The sequence below is a fragment of the Streptomyces sp. NPDC030893 genome, assembly GCF_055571535.1.
Map to the genome: position 1 here is coordinate 343,843 of NZ_JBVIFC010000002.1, position 16,570 is coordinate 360,412.

16 protein-coding genes are annotated in these 16,570 nt (G+C 72.6%); 2 read left to right on the top strand and 14 right to left on the bottom strand.

Going from position 1 to position 16,570, the window contains the following annotated elements:
* Positions 1 to 241: 241 nt before the first annotated feature.
* From tsaE to ACZ434_RS06255, 9 genes are all read right to left on the bottom strand, one after another.
* A complete protein-coding gene (gene tsaE / locus ACZ434_RS06215) occupies positions 242 to 772 on the bottom strand; it encodes a tRNA (adenosine(37)-N6)-threonylcarbamoyltransferase complex ATPase subunit type 1 TsaE (protein ID WP_468452375.1) in 531 nt (176 codons plus the stop codon).
* Positions 741 to 1,970, bottom strand: a complete 1,230-nt coding sequence (locus tag ACZ434_RS06220) for an alpha/beta fold hydrolase (RefSeq protein WP_468452377.1) — start codon at positions 1,968 to 1,970, stop codon at positions 741 to 743. The genes tsaE and ACZ434_RS06220 overlap by 32 nt, the downstream gene beginning before the upstream one ends.
* Positions 1,967 to 3,136: an alanine racemase gene (gene alr, locus ACZ434_RS06225; RefSeq protein ID WP_468452379.1), complete on the bottom strand. Its 1,170-nt coding sequence runs from the start codon at positions 3,134 to 3,136 to the stop codon at positions 1,967 to 1,969. Before alr ends, ACZ434_RS06220 begins: the two co-directional genes overlap by 4 nt.
* A 69-nt stretch (positions 3,137 to 3,205) precedes the next feature.
* A complete protein-coding gene (locus ACZ434_RS06230) occupies positions 3,206 to 4,657 on the bottom strand; it encodes an NAD(P)H-hydrate dehydratase (protein ID WP_468452381.1) in 1,452 nt (483 codons plus the stop codon).
* A 131-nt stretch (positions 4,658 to 4,788) separates the two neighbouring features.
* Positions 4,789 to 5,625, bottom strand: coding sequence for an RNA polymerase sigma factor SigF (locus tag ACZ434_RS06235; RefSeq protein WP_468452921.1), 837 nt, complete (start codon positions 5,623 to 5,625; stop codon positions 4,789 to 4,791).
* Between the two features lie 96 nt (positions 5,626 to 5,721).
* Positions 5,722 to 5,844, bottom strand: a complete 123-nt coding sequence (locus ACZ434_RS06240) for a hypothetical protein (RefSeq protein ID WP_468452383.1) — start codon at positions 5,842 to 5,844, stop codon at positions 5,722 to 5,724.
* A gap of 5 nt (positions 5,845 to 5,849) precedes the next feature.
* Positions 5,850 to 6,221, bottom strand: a complete 372-nt coding sequence (locus ACZ434_RS06245) for a holo-ACP synthase (protein WP_468452385.1) — start codon at positions 6,219 to 6,221, stop codon at positions 5,850 to 5,852.
* A 60-nt stretch (positions 6,222 to 6,281) separates the two neighbouring features.
* A complete protein-coding gene (gene glmS, locus ACZ434_RS06250) occupies positions 6,282 to 8,129 on the bottom strand; it encodes a glutamine--fructose-6-phosphate transaminase (isomerizing) (RefSeq protein WP_468452387.1) in 1,848 nt (615 codons plus the stop codon).
* A 100-nt stretch (positions 8,130 to 8,229) separates the two neighbouring features.
* The gene (locus tag ACZ434_RS06255) at positions 8,230 to 9,021 is read right to left on the bottom strand and encodes a hypothetical protein (RefSeq protein ID WP_468452389.1); all 792 of its coding nucleotides are present in this window, start codon (positions 9,019 to 9,021) and stop codon (positions 8,230 to 8,232) included.
* A gap of 239 nt (positions 9,022 to 9,260) precedes the next feature.
* Here ACZ434_RS06255 and coaA point away from each other — a divergent pair, with 239 nt between their 5' ends.
* On the top strand, positions 9,261 to 10,229 hold the full coding sequence (coaA, locus tag ACZ434_RS06260; protein ID WP_468452391.1) for a type I pantothenate kinase: 969 nt from the start codon (positions 9,261 to 9,263) through the stop codon (positions 10,227 to 10,229).
* A gap of 400 nt (positions 10,230 to 10,629) precedes the next feature.
* Here coaA and glmM read toward each other — a convergent pair whose 3' ends face one another.
* From glmM to ACZ434_RS06280, 4 genes are all read right to left on the bottom strand, one after another.
* Complete coding sequence (gene glmM, locus ACZ434_RS06265; protein WP_468452393.1) at positions 10,630 to 11,988, bottom strand: phosphoglucosamine mutase; 1,359 nt, start codon at positions 11,986 to 11,988, stop codon at positions 10,630 to 10,632.
* Positions 11,989 to 12,351: 363 nt separating this feature from the next.
* Complete coding sequence (rpsI, locus tag ACZ434_RS06270) at positions 12,352 to 12,864, bottom strand: 30S ribosomal protein S9 (RefSeq protein WP_468452395.1); 513 nt, start codon at positions 12,862 to 12,864, stop codon at positions 12,352 to 12,354.
* 41 nt (positions 12,865 to 12,905) lie between these two features.
* Positions 12,906 to 13,349 (bottom strand): 50S ribosomal protein L13, encoded by a 444-nt coding sequence (gene rplM, locus ACZ434_RS06275; RefSeq protein WP_190166836.1) that lies wholly within the window; start codon positions 13,347 to 13,349, stop codon positions 12,906 to 12,908.
* 233 nt (positions 13,350 to 13,582) lie between these two features.
* On the bottom strand, positions 13,583 to 14,845 hold the full coding sequence (locus ACZ434_RS06280; protein ID WP_468452397.1) for a glycosyltransferase family 87 protein: 1,263 nt from the start codon (positions 14,843 to 14,845) through the stop codon (positions 13,583 to 13,585).
* A 74-nt stretch (positions 14,846 to 14,919) separates the two neighbouring features.
* On the opposite strand from ACZ434_RS06280, the gene ACZ434_RS06285 reads away from it, so the two are divergent.
* Positions 14,920 to 15,801 (top strand): hypothetical protein, encoded by an 882-nt coding sequence (locus tag ACZ434_RS06285; protein ID WP_468452399.1) that lies wholly within the window; start codon positions 14,920 to 14,922, stop codon positions 15,799 to 15,801.
* A 16-nt stretch (positions 15,802 to 15,817) separates the two neighbouring features.
* Here the strand turns inward: ACZ434_RS06285 and ACZ434_RS06290 are convergent, their stop codons facing one another.
* Positions 15,818 to 16,567, bottom strand: a complete 750-nt coding sequence (locus ACZ434_RS06290) for a polyprenol monophosphomannose synthase (protein ID WP_468452401.1) — start codon at positions 16,565 to 16,567, stop codon at positions 15,818 to 15,820.
* Positions 16,568 to 16,570: the final 3 nt, after the last annotated feature.

Sequence of the window (16,570 nt, forward strand, 5' to 3'; positions counted from 1 at the left end):
GGGGCGCGTGCGCTTGCCGTTCGGCTGCGGGCCGTGGGTGGCCGGTCGCGCAGTTCCCCGCGCCCCCAGGGGCGTGACCCCGGCCCTCGCTCTCCGAGCCGACGGAGCCGACGGAGCCGACGGAGCCGACGGAACGGCAGCACCCTCCAGGGGCGCGGGGAACTGCGAGACCGGCCCGGACGGCGCCGCAGCCGAACGACAAGCGCACGCGCCCGGCCAGCGCCGAGAAGGACCCCCCTGCTCAGGCCGACAGTGCGTGCAGCCCCGCCCCCGCCCACCGCTCGCCCAGACCCGTCACGGTCACCTGCCGCACCTCGTCCGTGGTGTCGCCGACCGCCCGGTGGATGGCGATCCGCAGCCGGTCGTCGGTCAGCTCCTCGACCTTCCCCTCGCCCCACTCCACGACGATCACCGACTCCGGCAGCGAGACGTCGAGGTCCAGGTCCTCCATCTCGTCCAGCCCGCCGGACAGGCGGTACGCGTCGACGTGGACCAGCGGCGGGCCGTCCCCCAGCGACGGGTGCACCCGGGCGATCACGAACGTCGGCGAGGTGACCGCGCCCCGTACGCCGAGGCCCTCGCCGAGCCCCCGGGTCAGTGTCGTCTTGCCGGCGCCGAGCTCGCCGGAGAGCAGGACGAGATCGCCGGCGCGCACCAGCCCGGCGAGCCTGCGCCCGAGTGCGCGCATCCGCTCGGGGGAGGTGACGGTCAGCTCGACGGAGTTCACGGCCTGCCCCGGTTCAGCCGGGTTGTGGGGTGCTGCTGCTTCCATAGCCACCCACCGTAGTCCCCGCGGGCACCGCGCCCGCGCGGACGAGCAGGTCGGCGAGGCGGTCGGTGACCACCTCCGGGTGCTCCAGCAGCACCAGGTGCCCGGCGTCCGGGACCAGCACCAGTTCCGCGTCGGGCAGCAGATCGGCGATCGCCTCACTGTGCTCGCTGGGCGTCACCAGGTCCTTGATCCCGGCGAGCACCAGCACCGGCAGTCCGGCGAAGTGGGCGAGGGCCTCGGTCTTGTCGTGGTCGTGGAACGCCGGGTAGTACTCGGCGACCACGTCGATGGGCGTCCCCTCGATCATCCGCTCGGCGAACCGGGCGACGGCCGGGTCCACGTCCCGGGACGCGAACGAGTACCGCTTGATGATGCCCGCGAACAGGTCCGCCGTGGCCCGGCGCCCCCTCTCCACCAGCTCGGCCCGCTGCCCCAGCGCCTTCAGCACACCCGGCAGCACCCGCCGCACCGCGTTGACCCCGGCCACCGGCAGCCCGAAGTTGACCTCGCCGAGCCGCCCCGACGACGTACCGACCAGGGCGACGCCCAGGCACCGTTCCCGGATCAGTTCGGGGTACTGGTCGGCGAGGGCCATCACCGTCATCCCGCCCATGGAGTGTCCGGCGAGCACGACGGGTCCCTCGGGCGCGGCCGCGTCGATGACGGCCTTCAGGTCGCGCCCCAGCTGCTCGATGGTGACCGGCTCGTCCCGCTCCGTCTGCGCCGCGCCCCGCGCCGAGCGGCCGTGGCTGCGCTGGTCCCAGTACACGGTCCGTACGACGCCCCGGAGCGCGGCCCGCTGGAAGTGCCAGGAGTCCTGGCTGAGGCAGTAGCCGTGGCTGAAGACGACGGTGACCGGGGCCGGGGACCTGCGCCCGAACAGCCGGCGCCGCCGCGCGGGCGTGGCCTCCGGATCGGGGTCGACGTCGTCGACCTCGTAGTACAGCTCGGTGCCGTCATCGGCGTACGCCGTGCCGGGGGTGCCGCGCAGCGAGCCGTACGGTCCGGTGGAGTCGAGGGCGAGCCTGGCCTTCTTCCGCATGCCCCGCCCGACCGTCATCCGCTCTATGGCGACGCCCGCGGCGGCTCCGGTGGCGAGCACGCCTATCGCGACGCCCGCGACGCCGGTCGCCCGGCGCCAGCCCCCGCGGGAGATCTCGGCGGCGGAGGCGGCGGCCTCCGCGATGCCCTCGCTCACGTGCCGCTCCCCTCGTTCCCGTCGTCGACGTAGACGCGCGGGACGCGGTGTCCGATCCGGGTGACGATCTCGTACGCGATGGTCCCGGCCGCCTGCGCCCAGTCCTCGGCGGTGGGCTCGCCCCGGTCGCCCGGGCCGAAGAGCACGGCCTCGGCGCCCGGCCCCGGGTCGTCCCCGCCGAGGTCGACGACGAACTGGTCCATCGCGACCCGGCCCGCGACCGTACGCCACTTGCCCTCGACCAGTACCGGACCGGCGGAGGAGGCGTGGCGCGGGATGCCGTCCGCGTAGCCGAGCGGGACCAGGGCGAGGGTGGTGGCGCCCGGGGTGACGTAGTGGTGGCCGTAGCTGACGCCGTGCCCGCCGGGGACGTGCTTCACCAGGGCCAGGGATGCGGAGAGGGTCATCGCGGGACGCAGGCCGAAGTCGGCGGGGGTGCCGATCTCGGGGCTGGGCGAGACGCCGTACATCGCGATGCCGGGGCGGACCAGGTCGAAGTGGCTCTCGGGGAGGGTGAGCGTGGCGGGCGAGTTGGCGATGTGCCGCACCTCGGGGTCGACGCCCCGCCCCTCCGCGTACGCCACCATCTCCCGGAAGCGGGAGAGCTGGGCGGCGATGGAGGGATGCCCTGGCTCGTCGGCGCAGGCGAAGTGCGACCACAGGCCGGTGACCCGCAGCAGCCCCTCCGCCTCGGCGCGCAGCGCCCCCGCGACCAGCTCCGCCCAGTCGTCGCCGGGCTGACAGCCGCCGCGGCCGAGCCCCGTGTCGGCCTTGAGCTGCACCCGCGCGGGCCGTCCGGCGAGGCGGGCGGCCCTGGTCACCTCGTCCAGCGCCCACATGCCGCTCAGGGACACGTCGAGGCCGGCCTCGACCGCCTCCCGCCAGGGCCCGCCGGGCGTCCACAGCCAGCACATGATCCGTACGTGGTCCGGCACCCCGGCACCGGGCGCGCGCAGCGCGAGCGCCTCCTGCGGGGTGGCGGTGCCCAGCCAGGTCGCCCCGGCCTCGACGGCCGCCCGGGCGCAGGCGGCCGCGCCGTGCCCGTAGGCGTCCGCCTTGACGACGGCCATCAGGGCGGCGCCGGGCGCGCGCCGGCGCAGGGCACGCACATTGGCCCGCACGGCAGCGAGGTCGATCTCGGCACGGGCCCGCACTGTCTCTTTCATCGCCAACAGTCTCTCAGAGCCCCCCGCCGGCCCTTTTCCGTCCCGGGACTCCGCCCCGGACCCCGCTCCTCAAACGCCGGAGGGGCTGGAAGTCACCACATTCCGCCACGCCCCCACGATCCCCTCCGCCACATCCTGCGCCCCCACCGGCGCCCCCTCCGCCGCGAACCGCCCCGCGAGCCCGTGCAGATACGCCCCCGCACTCCCCGCGTCCACCGCCGACAGCCCCGCCGCCAGCAGCGACCCGCCGAGCCCCGACAGCACGTCCCCGCTGCCCGCCGTGGCCAGCCACGACGTCCCCGTCGGGTTCACCCGCACCGGCCCGTCCCCGCCCGCGCGGGCGACCAGCGTCGTCGACCCCTTCAGCAGCACCGCCGCCCCGTACCGCCGCGCCAGCTCCCGCACCGCGGCCAGCCGCGCACCCTCGACCTCCTCCCGCTCCACGCCCAGCAGCGCGGCGGCCTCCCCCGCGTGCGGGGTCATCAGCGTCGGCGCCCGCCGCGCCCGTACCGCCGCCGCCTCCGCCAGCCGCAGCCCGTCCGCGTCGATCAGCACGGGCACGTCCGCCGCCAGCACCTCCGCGACCGTCGCCGCGTCGTCCCCGGCCCCCGGTCCGACCACCCACGCCTGCACCCGTCCCGCGTGCTTCGGCCCCCGGTCCGACACCAGCGTCTCGGGGAAGCGGGCGATCACGGCCTGCCCGGCGGGGCCGACGTACCGTACGGCCCCCGCCCCGCCCCGCAGCGCCCCCGCCACGGCGAGCACCGCGGCTCCCGGGTAGCGGGCGGAGCCGGCGGCGATGCCGACGACGCCCCGCCGGTACTTGTCGCTCTCGACGGCCGGCACCGGCAGCAGCCGCGCCACATCGGCGTGCTGCAACGCCTCCGCCTCCGGGGTCTCCGGAAGCGACAGTCCGATGTCGACCGGCCGTACCGTCCCGGCGTACTCCCGCGCCGGATCGATCAGCAGCGCCGGCTTGTGCGTCCCGAAGGTCACCGTGAGGTCGGCCCGGACCGCCGCCCCGCGTACCTCCCCGGTGTCGGCGTCGACCCCGCTCGGCAGATCGACGGCGACCACGGCCGCCCGCGACCGCCCGGCCGCGTCGGCGAGCGGCACCGCCTCCGGCCGCAGCCCGCCCTTGCCGCCGATCCCGACGATCCCGTCCAGAACCAGATCGGCCCGCTCGATCAGCCCCTCGGCCGCGCCCGCCACCGCCACCCTGCCCCCCGCCCGGCGCAACGCCGCGAGCCCCCCACCGTGCGCGCGCTCCGGCGCGAGCAGTACGGCGCTGACCCCCGCCCCGCGCCGGGCCAGCCGGGCGCCGGCGTACAGGGCGTCACCTCCGTTGTCCCCGCTGCCGACCAGCAGCACGACCCTGCTGCCGTACACCCGTCCCAGCACATCCGCGCAGGCCGCGGCGAGACCGGCGGCGGCGCGTTGCATCAGCGCCCCCTCCGGCAGCCGTGCCATCAGTTCCCGCTCCGCCGCCCTGACCGTCTCCACGCTGTACGCAGTCCGCATGCGTCCGAGTTTCCCGTACGGGCGCGTCCGACTCCCGTCATCGACGGGCCGGCACGGTGACGTCCATCTGCCGACAGGTGAGGGGTGCGGCCCGCCGAGCCGCACCCCTCGTCCCTCTGCCGACTTCGCCCTCAGGTGGTGCTGAGCATCCCCGCCCGCAGCCGCTTCAGGGTCCGCGACAGCAGCCGCGACACATGCATCTGCGAGCAGCCCAGCCGCTCACCGATCTCCGCCTGCGTCAGCTCCTCCACGAACCGCCAGTGCACGATCTTCCGCTCGCGCTCGTCGAGGTCGGCGATCATCGGGGCGAGCGCGTGGAAGTCCTCGACCAGCTCCAGGGCGGCGTCCTCGGCCCCGATGAAGTCGGCGAGCACGCTCTCACCGTCCGGCTCGCTGCCGATGGTGGCGTCCAGGGAGGCGGAGTTGTAGCCGTTGGAGGCGATCCGCGCCTCGTCGACCTCGGCCTCGGTCAGGCTCATCAGCTGGGCGAGCTCGGCGGTGGTCGGCGTACGGCCCAGCCGGCTGCGCAGTTCCTCGGTGGCGCGGGCGAGCTGCACCCGGGCCTCCTGGAGCCGGCGCGGCACGTGCACGGACCACGACGTGTCCCGGAAGAACCGCTTGATCTCGCCGACGATGTAGGGGATCGCGAAGGAGGTGAACTCCACTTCGCGGGAGAGCTCGAACCGGTCGATCGCCTTGATCAGACCGATCATGCCGACCTGGACGATGTCCTCCATCTCCTCCGGTCCGCGGCTGCGGAACCGGCCGGCCGCGTAGCGGACCAGGGACATGTTCATCTCGATCAGCGTGTTGCGCGCGTACTGGTACTCGTGCGTGCCCTCCTCCAGCTCCGTGAGCCGGCGGAAGAACTGCTTGGACAGTTCGCGTGCGTCCTGGGGCGCGACCTGGCCGGGATCGGCGACCTCCGGCAGCTCGGTCACGCGCTGAGCTCGGTCCGTCCGCGCCATCGTCGACGTCACAGTTAGCCCTCCCAAATCAATCGGCCCCAGTCCGGGCACCGGCTCCCCGCGTGTACCCCCGTTCGGGCGAAGCACGCATCGCCGTCACCGGCGACGGTTGCGCACCAGCCGTACGAGGGCGAAGACCAGGGTGAGCACGGCGGCGGCGACGAGGAACGCCTCGCCCCACACCGGCAGGTCGACCCCGGCCCCGGGGAAGGCGAACACGGGTCTCACCCCTCCGCGATCACGACCGCCGAGGCCACCCCGGCGTCATGGCTGAGCGACAGGTGCCAGGACCGTACGCCCAGTTCGGCGGCGCGCGCGGCCACCGTCCCCGTCACCCGCAGCCGCGGCTGCCCACTGTCCTCGCACCACACCTCGGCGTCGGTCCACACCAGCCCCGCCGGCGCCCCGAGCGCCTTGGCCAGGGCCTCCTTGGCCGCGAACCGCGCGGCGAGCGAGGCGACACCCCGCCGCTCCCCGCTGGGCAGCAGCAACTCGCCGTCCACGAACAGCCGCCGGGCCAACGCGGGCGTCCGCTCCAACGAGGCGGCGAACCGCCCGATCTCGGCCACGTCGATCCCGACTCCGATGATGCTCATACCGGCACCCTAGGCGGTGTCACCGGCTCCACGGATCCGTCCCGGAACACGCGCACGCGCCTACTCCACCGTCACCGACTTCGCCAGGTTCCGCGGCTGATCCACCTCGTTCCCCCGCGCCGTCGCCAGCTCGCACGCGAACACCTGCAACGGCACCGTCGCCACCAGCGGCTGGAGCAGCGTCGGGGTGGCCGGGATCCGGATCAGGTGATCCGCGTACCCGGCGACCGCTTCGTCCCCCTCCTCCGCGATGACGATCGTCCGCGCACCCCGTGCCCGGATCTCCTGGATGTTGGAGACGATCTTGTCGTGGAGCACCGACCGGCCCCGCGGCGACGGCACGACGACGACCACCGGCAGGTCGTCCTCGATCAGCGCGATCGGCCCGTGCTTCAACTCGCCCGCCGCGAAGCCCTCCGCGTGCATGTACGCGAGCTCCTTCAGCTTCAGTGCGCCCTCCAGCGCGACCGGGTAACCCACATGCCGGCCGAGGAAGAGCACCGTGTCCTTCCCCGCCAGCGACCGCGCCAGCTCCCGTACCGGCTCCATCGTCCCCAGGACGCGGTCCACCGCGCCGGCGATCGACGACAGGTCCCGTACCACCGCGCGGATCTCGTCCGCCCACTTGGTGCCCCGCACCTGGCCCAGGTACAGCGCGACCAGATAGCAGGCGACCAGCTGGGTCAGGAACGCCTTGGTCGAGGCGACGGCGACCTCCGGCCCGGCGTGCGTGTACAGCACCGCGTCCGACTCGCGCGGGATCGTCGCACCGTTGGTGTTGCAGATCGCCAGCACGTGCGCGCCCTGCTCCCGCGCGTGACGCAGCGCCATGAGCGTGTCCATGGTCTCGCCGGACTGGGAGATGGCGACGACGAGGGTCTGCTGGTCGAGGATGGGGTCCCGGTAGCGGAACTCGCTCGCCAGTTCCACCTCGCAGGGGAGCCGGGTCCAGTGCTCGATGGCGTACTTGGCGATGAGCCCCGCGTGGAAGGCCGTGCCGCAGGCGACGATGACGACCTTGTCGACCTCGCGCAGCACGCCCGCCGGGATCCGGACCTCGTCCAGCGTCAGTGAGCCCGATCCGTCGATGCGGCCCAGCAGCGTGTCGGCGACCGCCTTCGGCTGCTCGGCGATCTCCTTGAGCATGAAGGAGGCGTAGCCGCCCTTCTCGGCGGCGGAGGCGTCCCAGTCGACGTGGTACTCGCGGACGTCGGCCGCGCCCCCGTCGAAGTCGGTGACCGTCACCGAGTCCCGGCGCAGCTCGACCACCTGGTCCTGTCCCAGCTCGACGGCGTCCCGGGTGTGCGCGATGAACGCGGCCACGTCGGAGGCGAGGAACGCCTCGCCCTTGCCGACACCCACCACCAGCGGCGAGTTGCGGCGCGCGCCGACGACCACGCCCGGCTCGTCCGCGTGCAGGGCGACGAGCGTGAACGCGCCCTCCAGCCTCCGGCACACCAGCCGCATCGCCTCCGCGAGGTCCGCGCACGCGGAGAACTCCTCGGCGAGCAGATGGGCGACGACCTCGGTGTCCGTCTCGGAGCGGAGTTCGTGGCCCCGCTCGGCCAACTCCTCGCGCAGGGCGGCGAAGTTCTCGATGATGCCGTTGTGGACGACGGCGACCCGGCCCGCGTTGTCGAGGTGCGGGTGGGCGTTGGCGTCCGTCGGGCCGCCGTGGGTGGCCCAGCGGGTGTGCCCGATGCCCGTGGTCCCGGCCGGCAGCGGCCGTTCGGCCAGCTCCTTCTCCAGGTTGACGAGCTTCCCGGCCCGCTTGGCGGTGGCCAGCCCGCCGTCGGCCAGCACGGCGACGCCCGCCGAGTCGTAGCCCCGGTACTCCAGTCGCTTCAGTCCGGCCGTCACGACGTCCAGCGCCGACTGCGGCCCCACATATCCCACGATTCCGCACATGTCCGGCAGCCTACGGTCCGTCAGCTGCCGGAAACGGTCATCACGTGCCCGAAATCGGAAATTCCCACCGGGGTACGAACGCTGCGGGCGGGTCTTCGCGTCAGCCGAGCTTGGCGAGCTGTGCGTCGATGACGGCCGTGGGAATCTCGAAGTCCTTGCCGGTCATCATGGCGGAGATGTTGACGATGCCGAACGAGGCGAGCGTGGCGCCCTTGCGGACCACGACGATCTTCATGGGCGCGTGGGTGTCCGCGCCGGTGGCCACGCCGATGGTGGCGGCGACCGCCTCGTCGCCGCCCTCGGGGGCGTCGGTCGTGGTGACCTTGGCGATCCGCATCTCGTCGCTGCCCACGGTCGCGTCGAAGCCGCCGGCGCACTTCTCGGCGGCCGTCTTCAGCGCCGCGAGCGCCTTCTCGGCACCGCCGTCCTCGTAGGACGCGAGGTTCAGCATGATCTTGTTGATGTCGATCTCGGTCATGTCCTGCCCGTCCGGGCCCGAACCCTCGGACTGCGACTCCGTCTGACCCGTCCAGGAGCGCTTCACGTCCGCCGCCGGCTCGCCCTGGGCGATGGCGCCCTGGACGTAGACGAGCGGCAGACAGGCCTCGTCCCCCGTCTTCACCTGGTCCTTGGCGACGTCGTCCTCCGCCGGGATCTTGGTGGCGACCTCGCCGTACTCGACGTCGCCCTGCGCGAGGGCGGCCTTCTCCAGCTCGGCGGCGCTCAGCGCCTTGCCCGCCGGGGCGGTCCCCTCGGCCTTGGCCGCCGGTGCGGACTGGTCCGCCTCGGCCTTGTCGCCGTCGTCGGACGACCCGCCGCAGGCGGTGACGAGCAGGGTCAGCGCGGCGGCGGAGGCCGCGAGGGCGGTGCGGCGGACGGCGGTCGATTTCACGTCGGTACTCTTTCGTCGTGTTGCGTCGAGGTCTGTGGAAGCCGGAGCCCGGCTCCGTTCGATCTTGAACGCACCGTACACACAGTAATCGCACAGGTGATCGACAATCGGCGGTCCGAAATCCGACCGTGACCTCGACGCTCCCGTCGGCCACCGCGGACCGGCCGGCGTGACACAGCCCACCTGTCGCCCCGTTCAAACTCCGTTAACAATGGACTGTGATCTCTCCGGTCTCCTCGATGCCCCGGAGCGCCCACCGGCAGCGGCCGGAGGCGACTCCCTACGTCGACCTCACCCGCTCCGAGTGGAGCGCGCTGCGCGACAAGACCCCGCTGCCGCTGTCGGCCGCGGAGGTCGAACGGCTGCGCGGGCTCGGTGACGTCATCGACCTCGACGAGGTGCGGGACATCTACCTCCCGCTGTCCCGGCTGCTCAATCTCTACGTCGGCGCCACCGACGGGCTGCGGGGCGCGCTGAACACGTTCCTGGGCGAGCAGGGCTCCCAGTCGGGCACGCCCTTCGTCATAGGGGTCGCCGGTTCGGTGGCCGTCGGCAAGTCCACGGTCGCCCGTCTCCTACGGGCCCTGCTGTCCCGCTGGCCCGAGCACCCGCGCGTGGAGCTGGTCACGACGGACGGTTTCCTGCTGCCGACGCGCGAGCTCCAGGAGCGGGGCCTGATGTCGCGGAAAGGATTCCCCGAGTCCTACGACCGGCGCGCGCTGACCCGTTTCGTCGCCGACATCAAGGCGGGCAAGAGCGAGGTCACCGCGCCGGTCTACTCCCACCTCATCTACGACATCGTCCCCGGCGAGAAGCTCACGGTGCGCCGCCCGGACATCCTGATCGTCGAGGGCCTCAACGTCCTCCAGCCGGCACTGCCCGGCCAGGACGGCCGCACGCGCGTGGGCCTCGCCGACTACTTCGACTTCAGCGTGTACGTCGATGCCCGCACGGAGGACATCGAGCGCTGGTACCTCAACCGCTTCAAGCGGCTGCGGGAGACCGCGTTCCAGGACCCGTCCTCGTACTTCCGGAAGTACACCCAGGTCTCCGAGGAGGAGGCCCTCGACTACGCGCGCACGATGTGGCGCACCATCAACAAGCCGAACCTGGTGGAGAACATCGCACCCACCCGGGGCCGGGCCACGCTGATCCTGCGCAAGGGCCCGGACCACAAGGTCCAACGCCTGAGGCTGCGCAAGCTGTAGCGGGGGGTGTTGTGCAGCCCCGGCGCTGGGTGCGGGCCGGGGGTGTCCGCGCAGCCCGGCGCTCACGGGGTGCCGTCGCGCCCACCCGTGCCGCCCTGGGGGTACCCCCTCTGGGGGAGGCACGCCCGCGGAGAGCGCGGAAGGGCGGGTGCCCGCAGGCGCGTACGGCGATCGGGGTGGACGGCGGGGTGCGGCAGTGGTCGCGCGCGGCGGGGAGGGGACGGGGCGGGGGTGGTCGCCCGCAGCGACTGGCGCGTCCGCGCCCCGAACCCCTACCAGCCGACCTATTGCGCGCCAGTCCGAGGACGGCCACCCCCGACCCGGCACCGACCCACCCACCCCCCGTAGGCGCTACGCGCACCCCCACCACAGGGACAGCGGCGCCGCAGGCATACGACCGCTACCCCAGCGCCGACTTCACCGCGTCCGCCAGACGCCCCGCCACCGAGCGGGCCTGGTCGATGTCCGCCGCCTCGACCATGACACGGACCAGCGGTTCCGTCCCCGACGGCCGGAGCAGCACGCGCCCCGTCTCCCCCAGCTCCCGCTCCGCCTCGCCCACCGCGGCAGCGAGCTCCGCCGAGGTCCGCACCCGCGACTTGTCCACATCCGGCACGTTGATGAGCACCTGCGGCAGCCGCTCCATCACCGACGCCAGCTCCCGCAGCGACCGCCCGCTCCCCGCGACCCGCGCCGCGAGCAGCAGCCCGGTCAGCGTGCCGTCACCGGTCGTCGCGTGGTCGAGGATGATGACGTGCCCGGACTGCTCGCCCCCGAGGGCGTAGCCCTGGTTCTTCATCTCCTCCAGCACGTACCGGTCCCCGACAGCGGTCTGCACCAGCCGGATGCCCTCCCGCTCCATCGCCAGCTTGAACCCGAGGTTCGACATCACGGTGGCGACGACGGTGTCGGACCGCAGCGCGGACCGCTCCCGCATCGCCAGCGCCAGCACCGCGAGGATCTGGTCGCCGTCGACCTCCTCACCGGTGTGGTCGACGGCCAGGCACCGGTCGGCGTCACCGTCGTGCGCGATGCCCAGCGCGGCCCCGTGCTCGACGACCGCGGCCTTCAGCTTCTCGAGGTGGGTGGACCCGCAGCCGTCGTTGATGTTGAGCCCGTCCGGCTCGGCACCGATGGTGACGACCTCGGCCCCCGCGCGGGTGAACGCCTCCGGCGAGACGCTCGCCGCGGCACCGTGCGCCTCGTCGAGAACGATCCGCAGACCGTCCAACCGGTTCGGGAGGACACCCACGAGGTGGGCGACGTACGTGTCCAGCCCCTCCTCGTAGTCCCGCACGCGGCCGACGCCGGCGCCGGTCGGCCGGTCCCAGGGCGCGCCCGTGCGGTGCTCCTCGTACACGGACTCGATCCGGTCCTCCAGCTCGTCGGCGAGCTTGTGACCGCCGCGGGCGAAGAACTTGATGCCGTTGTCCGGCATGGCGTTGTGGCTGGCGGAGAGCATGACACCGAGGTCGGCGCCGAGCGCACCGGTGAGGTGCGCGACGGCCGGCGTCGGCAGCACGCCGACCCGCAGGACGTCCACGCCCGCGCTCGCGAGACCGGCGACCACGGCGGCTTCGAGGAACTCCCCGGAGGCGCGCGGGTCACGCCCGACCACGGCTTTGGGCCGGTGACCTTCGAACGTGCCGGCCTCGGCCAGTACGTGCGCGGCGGCGACGGACAGTCCGAGCGCCATCTCCGCGGTCAGGTCCGCGTTGGCGACACCGCGCACGCCGTCCGTGCCGAAGAGTCGTCCCACTTGTCCTCCTGATGATGCGTCAGTATCAATAGCCGAACCGGAGCCCCGCCACCCGGGCCCTGCCGAGGCGTTGGACCCGCCCGTACGGCCGACGGTTGTGCCACTGACGAAGCTTGTGATGTGTTCGACGGTCACGAGGCGCGTGCGGCTCCACACCTCCGGGCAACCACACCTCCGGGCACGCACCACCACAGCGATGCCCACCACCACAGCGATGCCCGGCGCCCAACGCCCGACCATCCGATCACATTAGCGTTTGAGCGCCTTGTGCCGTTATACGCCCACAGCCATGAATAAACGAACGCCCCGGCGGCACTGTGGCGTGCCGCCGGGGCGTTCGGAGTACGCGCGAGCGCCCTGGGATCAGCGCTTGCTGTACTGCGGAGCCTTGCGGGCCTTCTTCAGACCGGCCTTCTTGCGCTCGACCGCACGGTCGTCACGCGTGAGGAAGCCGGCCTTCTTCAGCGGGCCGCGGTTGTTGTCGACGTCCGCCTCGTTCAGCGCACGGGCGACACCGAGACGGAGCGCACCGGCCTGACCGGAGACACCGCCACCCGCGATGCGGGCGATGACGTCGTAACGGCCCTCGAGCTCGAGCACCTTGAAGGGCTCGTTGACTTCCTGCTGGTGCACCTTGTTCGGGAAGTAGTCCTCGAGGGTACGACCGTTGATCTTCCACTTGCCGGTGCCCGGGACGATCCGGACACGGGCGATGGCGTTCTTGCGGCGGCCCAGGCCGGCGGCCGGCTGGGGCTCGCCGAAGCGGGACGCCATGGACTCCGAGGTGTACTCGCCCTCGACGGGCACCTCGGACTCGGTGGTGTAGCTCTCGATGTCGATCTCTTCGATCGGCTGCTCGGCAGTGGTCTCGGCCACGATGCTCCTCAGATTCTCTTCGTCTTAGGGGGTGGCCGGACTTACTGCGCGACCTGGGTGATCTCGAACGGCACCGGCTGCTGGGCAGCGTGCGGGTGCTGGTCGCCCGAGTAGACCTTCAGCTTGGAGAGCATCTGACGGCCCAGGGTGTTCTTGGGGAGCATGCCCTTGACGGCCTTCTCGATGGCCTTCTCGGGGTTCTTCTCGAGGAGCTCGTCGTAGCGGACGGAGCGCAGACCGCCCGGGTAACCCGAGTGGCGGTACGCCATCTTCTGGGTCCGCTTGTTGCCGGAGAGGTGCACCTTGTCCGCGTTGATGATGATGACGAAGTCACCGGTGTCGACGTGGGGCGCGTAGATCGGCTTGTGCTTGCCGCGCAGGATGGAGGCCGCAGTGGAGGCCAGACGACCCAGGACGACGTCCTGAGCGTCGATGACGTGCCACTGGCGCGTCACATCGCCGGGCTTGGGGCTGTACGTACGCACGGTTCGTAGCCTTCGCTTCTTCAGTGAATGGTCCTGACAAGGTCACCGAAGACGATCACGACAGCCCTGACCGCACAGCGGTGACGCAAACCGCGTGCCGGTCGCTGGTCATCGGTCCGGTGGACCGGTGTAAGGGCCCCTCACGTGAGAATGAGCAAGCCACTACACACAACGAACATGCAGAATACCCACGCTCGACCGGACGGGTCAAAACGAGACCGCCACCGGCGACGTCACCGCCGGACCGCACCGATCCCACGCCCCCCACCCCGCCCTCCCCCCGCTTCCCGCGCCCCATCCCCCGCACCCCCCGCATCCACCCCACCAGTCCCTCGCCCGCCCCGCGCGCCCCGCGCGTCCCGCGCCCCCCGCACACAGTGGTACGCGACCGTCGCCGCCAGCACACACAGGGTGACCGCGTCCCGGAACGCCCGCCGCTTCCCCGACTCCAGCCACGGCCAGGTCACCCCCGGCAGCTGCGGCACGAGGGCGAGCCAGAACCAGGGCCGCCGCGTCACCGACCCGGCGTACGGCAGGCCGGCGAGCAGCAGCGGCAGGACGACGAGGACGTAGTGGTTGTAGGAGGGCCGGGAGACGAGGAACGCCGACAGCATCAGCCCCGCCGACGTCTCCGACAGCCGCAGCGCCTGAGGCCCGGGCCCCCGCCAGCGCAGGTACGCGCACCCCACCCCCACGGCGGCCGCGAGCACCGACAGCACCGTGGCCAGGGCCTGCGGCACACCGAGCCGGGGCAGCACGGCCGCCGGTCCGGCCTCGTAGAGCCGCAGGAAGGCGTCGTCACCGGTGAGCAGGAAGGGCAGCGTGCGGGTCAGGAAGCCCGTGGGGTCGGGCAGGAACAGCGCGGCCACCACCGAGCCGGCGGCCGGCACCAGGACCACCAGGGCCAGCGCCCCCCACCGGCGGGCGAACAGGAACAGCAGCGCCATCGGCGCGAGCAGGGGCTTCACCGCCACCGCCACCCCGATGACCGCGCCGGCCGCGAGCCACCGGCCCCGGCTCGCCAGCAGCAGGCACAGGGGCAGCGCCAGCACGGCCGTCACGGTCCAGTTGCCGAGCCGCACCAGCTGCCCGAACGGCGCGAAGCCGGCCGCGAGGCCCAGCAGCCCGAGAACGGCGAGCCGGCTGCGCAGCGGCACCCGGTGCAGCCGCAGCGCGCAGGCCCAGCCCAGCGCGAGGGCGAGGGTCACCGCCACCGGCACCAGCACGTCGAGCACGGAGCGCGGCAGCAGCGCCTGCGGCGCGGCGGCCATGACCGCGCTCGGGAAATAGAGGAAGTGCCGGTCGTCGTACGGCGATCCGCCGTCCAGCCAGGTTCGCGCGGCGTCCACGACGATCCGGTTGTCCATGCCTCCGTCCGAGGTCACCAGCACCGTATGAACCGTCAGCGCCCCCAGTACGGCCACGAGTCCGGCCCACCACCAGCCGCCCGCGGGACGCACCAACCACCCGGAGATGTCGCTTTTGCCCGTCACCATGCGCGCAACGCTAGGCCCTGCGGCAGCCGTTGAGGCGGACCAGCACACCCCGGGGCACGTCTAAGATGCGCCCCATGAGTTTTGGGCAGGGGGGACCTTCGCAGCAGTGGGATCCCTGGAAACCGAATTCCCAGCAGCCGTGGAGCGGCGGTGGCTCCGGCCAGTCGCCCGACTGGGCGGCGCTCGCCGACGCGTCCGAGGCCCGCGCCAAGCGGCGCCGGCTGCTGTTCATAGGCGGCGGCGCGCTCGCCACCGTCGCGATAGGCACGGCCGTGGCGGTCGCCGTCGTGTCGGCGAACGGCAGCGACCAGGCGTCGCCGGGCGCCTCCTCCCAACTGCCCGGAGCCTCCGACCTGCCGAGCCCGACGGGCACCGTCCCGTCGTTCGCCCCGACGAGCGCCCCGCCCCCGCTGGACCCCAACGACTTCATCGCCGACGCGTCGAAGGACAAGGCCCCGCTGAGCCCCGACATCCTCTTCCCCGGCACGCAGCTGACCATGGGTGAGACGGTGTACAAGAAGGGGCCGACGGCGGACACCAAGAACTGCGCCTCGGCCGCGAAGGCCACGCTCCCCAAGGCGCTCACCGACAACGACTGCACGCGCCTGATCCGGGTCACCTACACCAAGGACAACGTGGCGGTGACGGTCGGCGTGGCCGTCTTCGACACCCAGGCCCAGGCGGCCAAGGCCCGGCAGCAGACCGACGCGCAGAGCATCGTCAAGTCGCTGTCCGGCGGCGGCGTCAAGGACTTCTGCTCCGGCTCGGTCTGCCGCTCCACCCGCAACAACCTGGGCCGCTACGCCTACTTCACCCTGGCGGGCTTCACCGACGGCAAGAACGTGACGGAGAAGGACAAGGCCGTCTTCGCCACCGGCGACGACCTCCAGGAGTTCACGTTCCGCCAGATCCGCCGCAGAGGCGAGGCCCAGGCATCGGCAGCGGCGAACGAGTAACCGGCCGCCGGTCCGCCTACCTGTGCCTCAGGCGCAGCCGGAGCGGCACGACCGCCGACTCCAGTTGCGTCCGGAGCGTCATCTTCGAGACGCCCTCGGTCCGCTCCTCGAAGCGGATGGGGATCTCGACGGCGCTGTGCCCGGCACGCACGGCCCGGTACTTCAGCTCGACCTGGAAGCTGTAGCCCGCGCTGCCCAGGGTGGTGAGGTCCACGTCCCGCAGTGCGGCCGCCGACCACAGGTTGAACCCCGCGGTGATGTCCTGGATCCTCGTGCCGAGCACGGTCCGGACGTACAGGTTGGCGAAGCGGGACAGCAGCACCCGGTGCCGGCCCCACGCCTCGTCCAGCACCCCGCCCTCCACGTACCGGCTGCCGACGACCAGTCCCGCCTCCGAGGCCAGAGCCGTGCCGAGCATCCGCGGCAGCGCATCCACCGGGTGGCTGCCGTCGGCGTCCATCTGCACGACGTACTCGGCGCCCTCGGCCAGCGCGGCGCTCATCCCCGCGACGTACGCCCGCCCCAGTCCGTCCTTCCCTGTCCGGTGCAGCACGCTCATACGGTGCCGGCCGTCGGAGTTGTACCTCTCGGCGAGTTCCTCGGCGATCCGCCCGGTGCCGTCCGGGCTGGAGTCGTCGACGATCTTCAGACGCAGCCCGTCCAGCGGCAGCGACAGCACCGCCTCGGCCATGCGCGGCACGTTGGCCGCCTCGTTGTAGGTGGGCATCACCACGGTGACGCGGGCACCCTTCGGGTCGTATGCCATGGT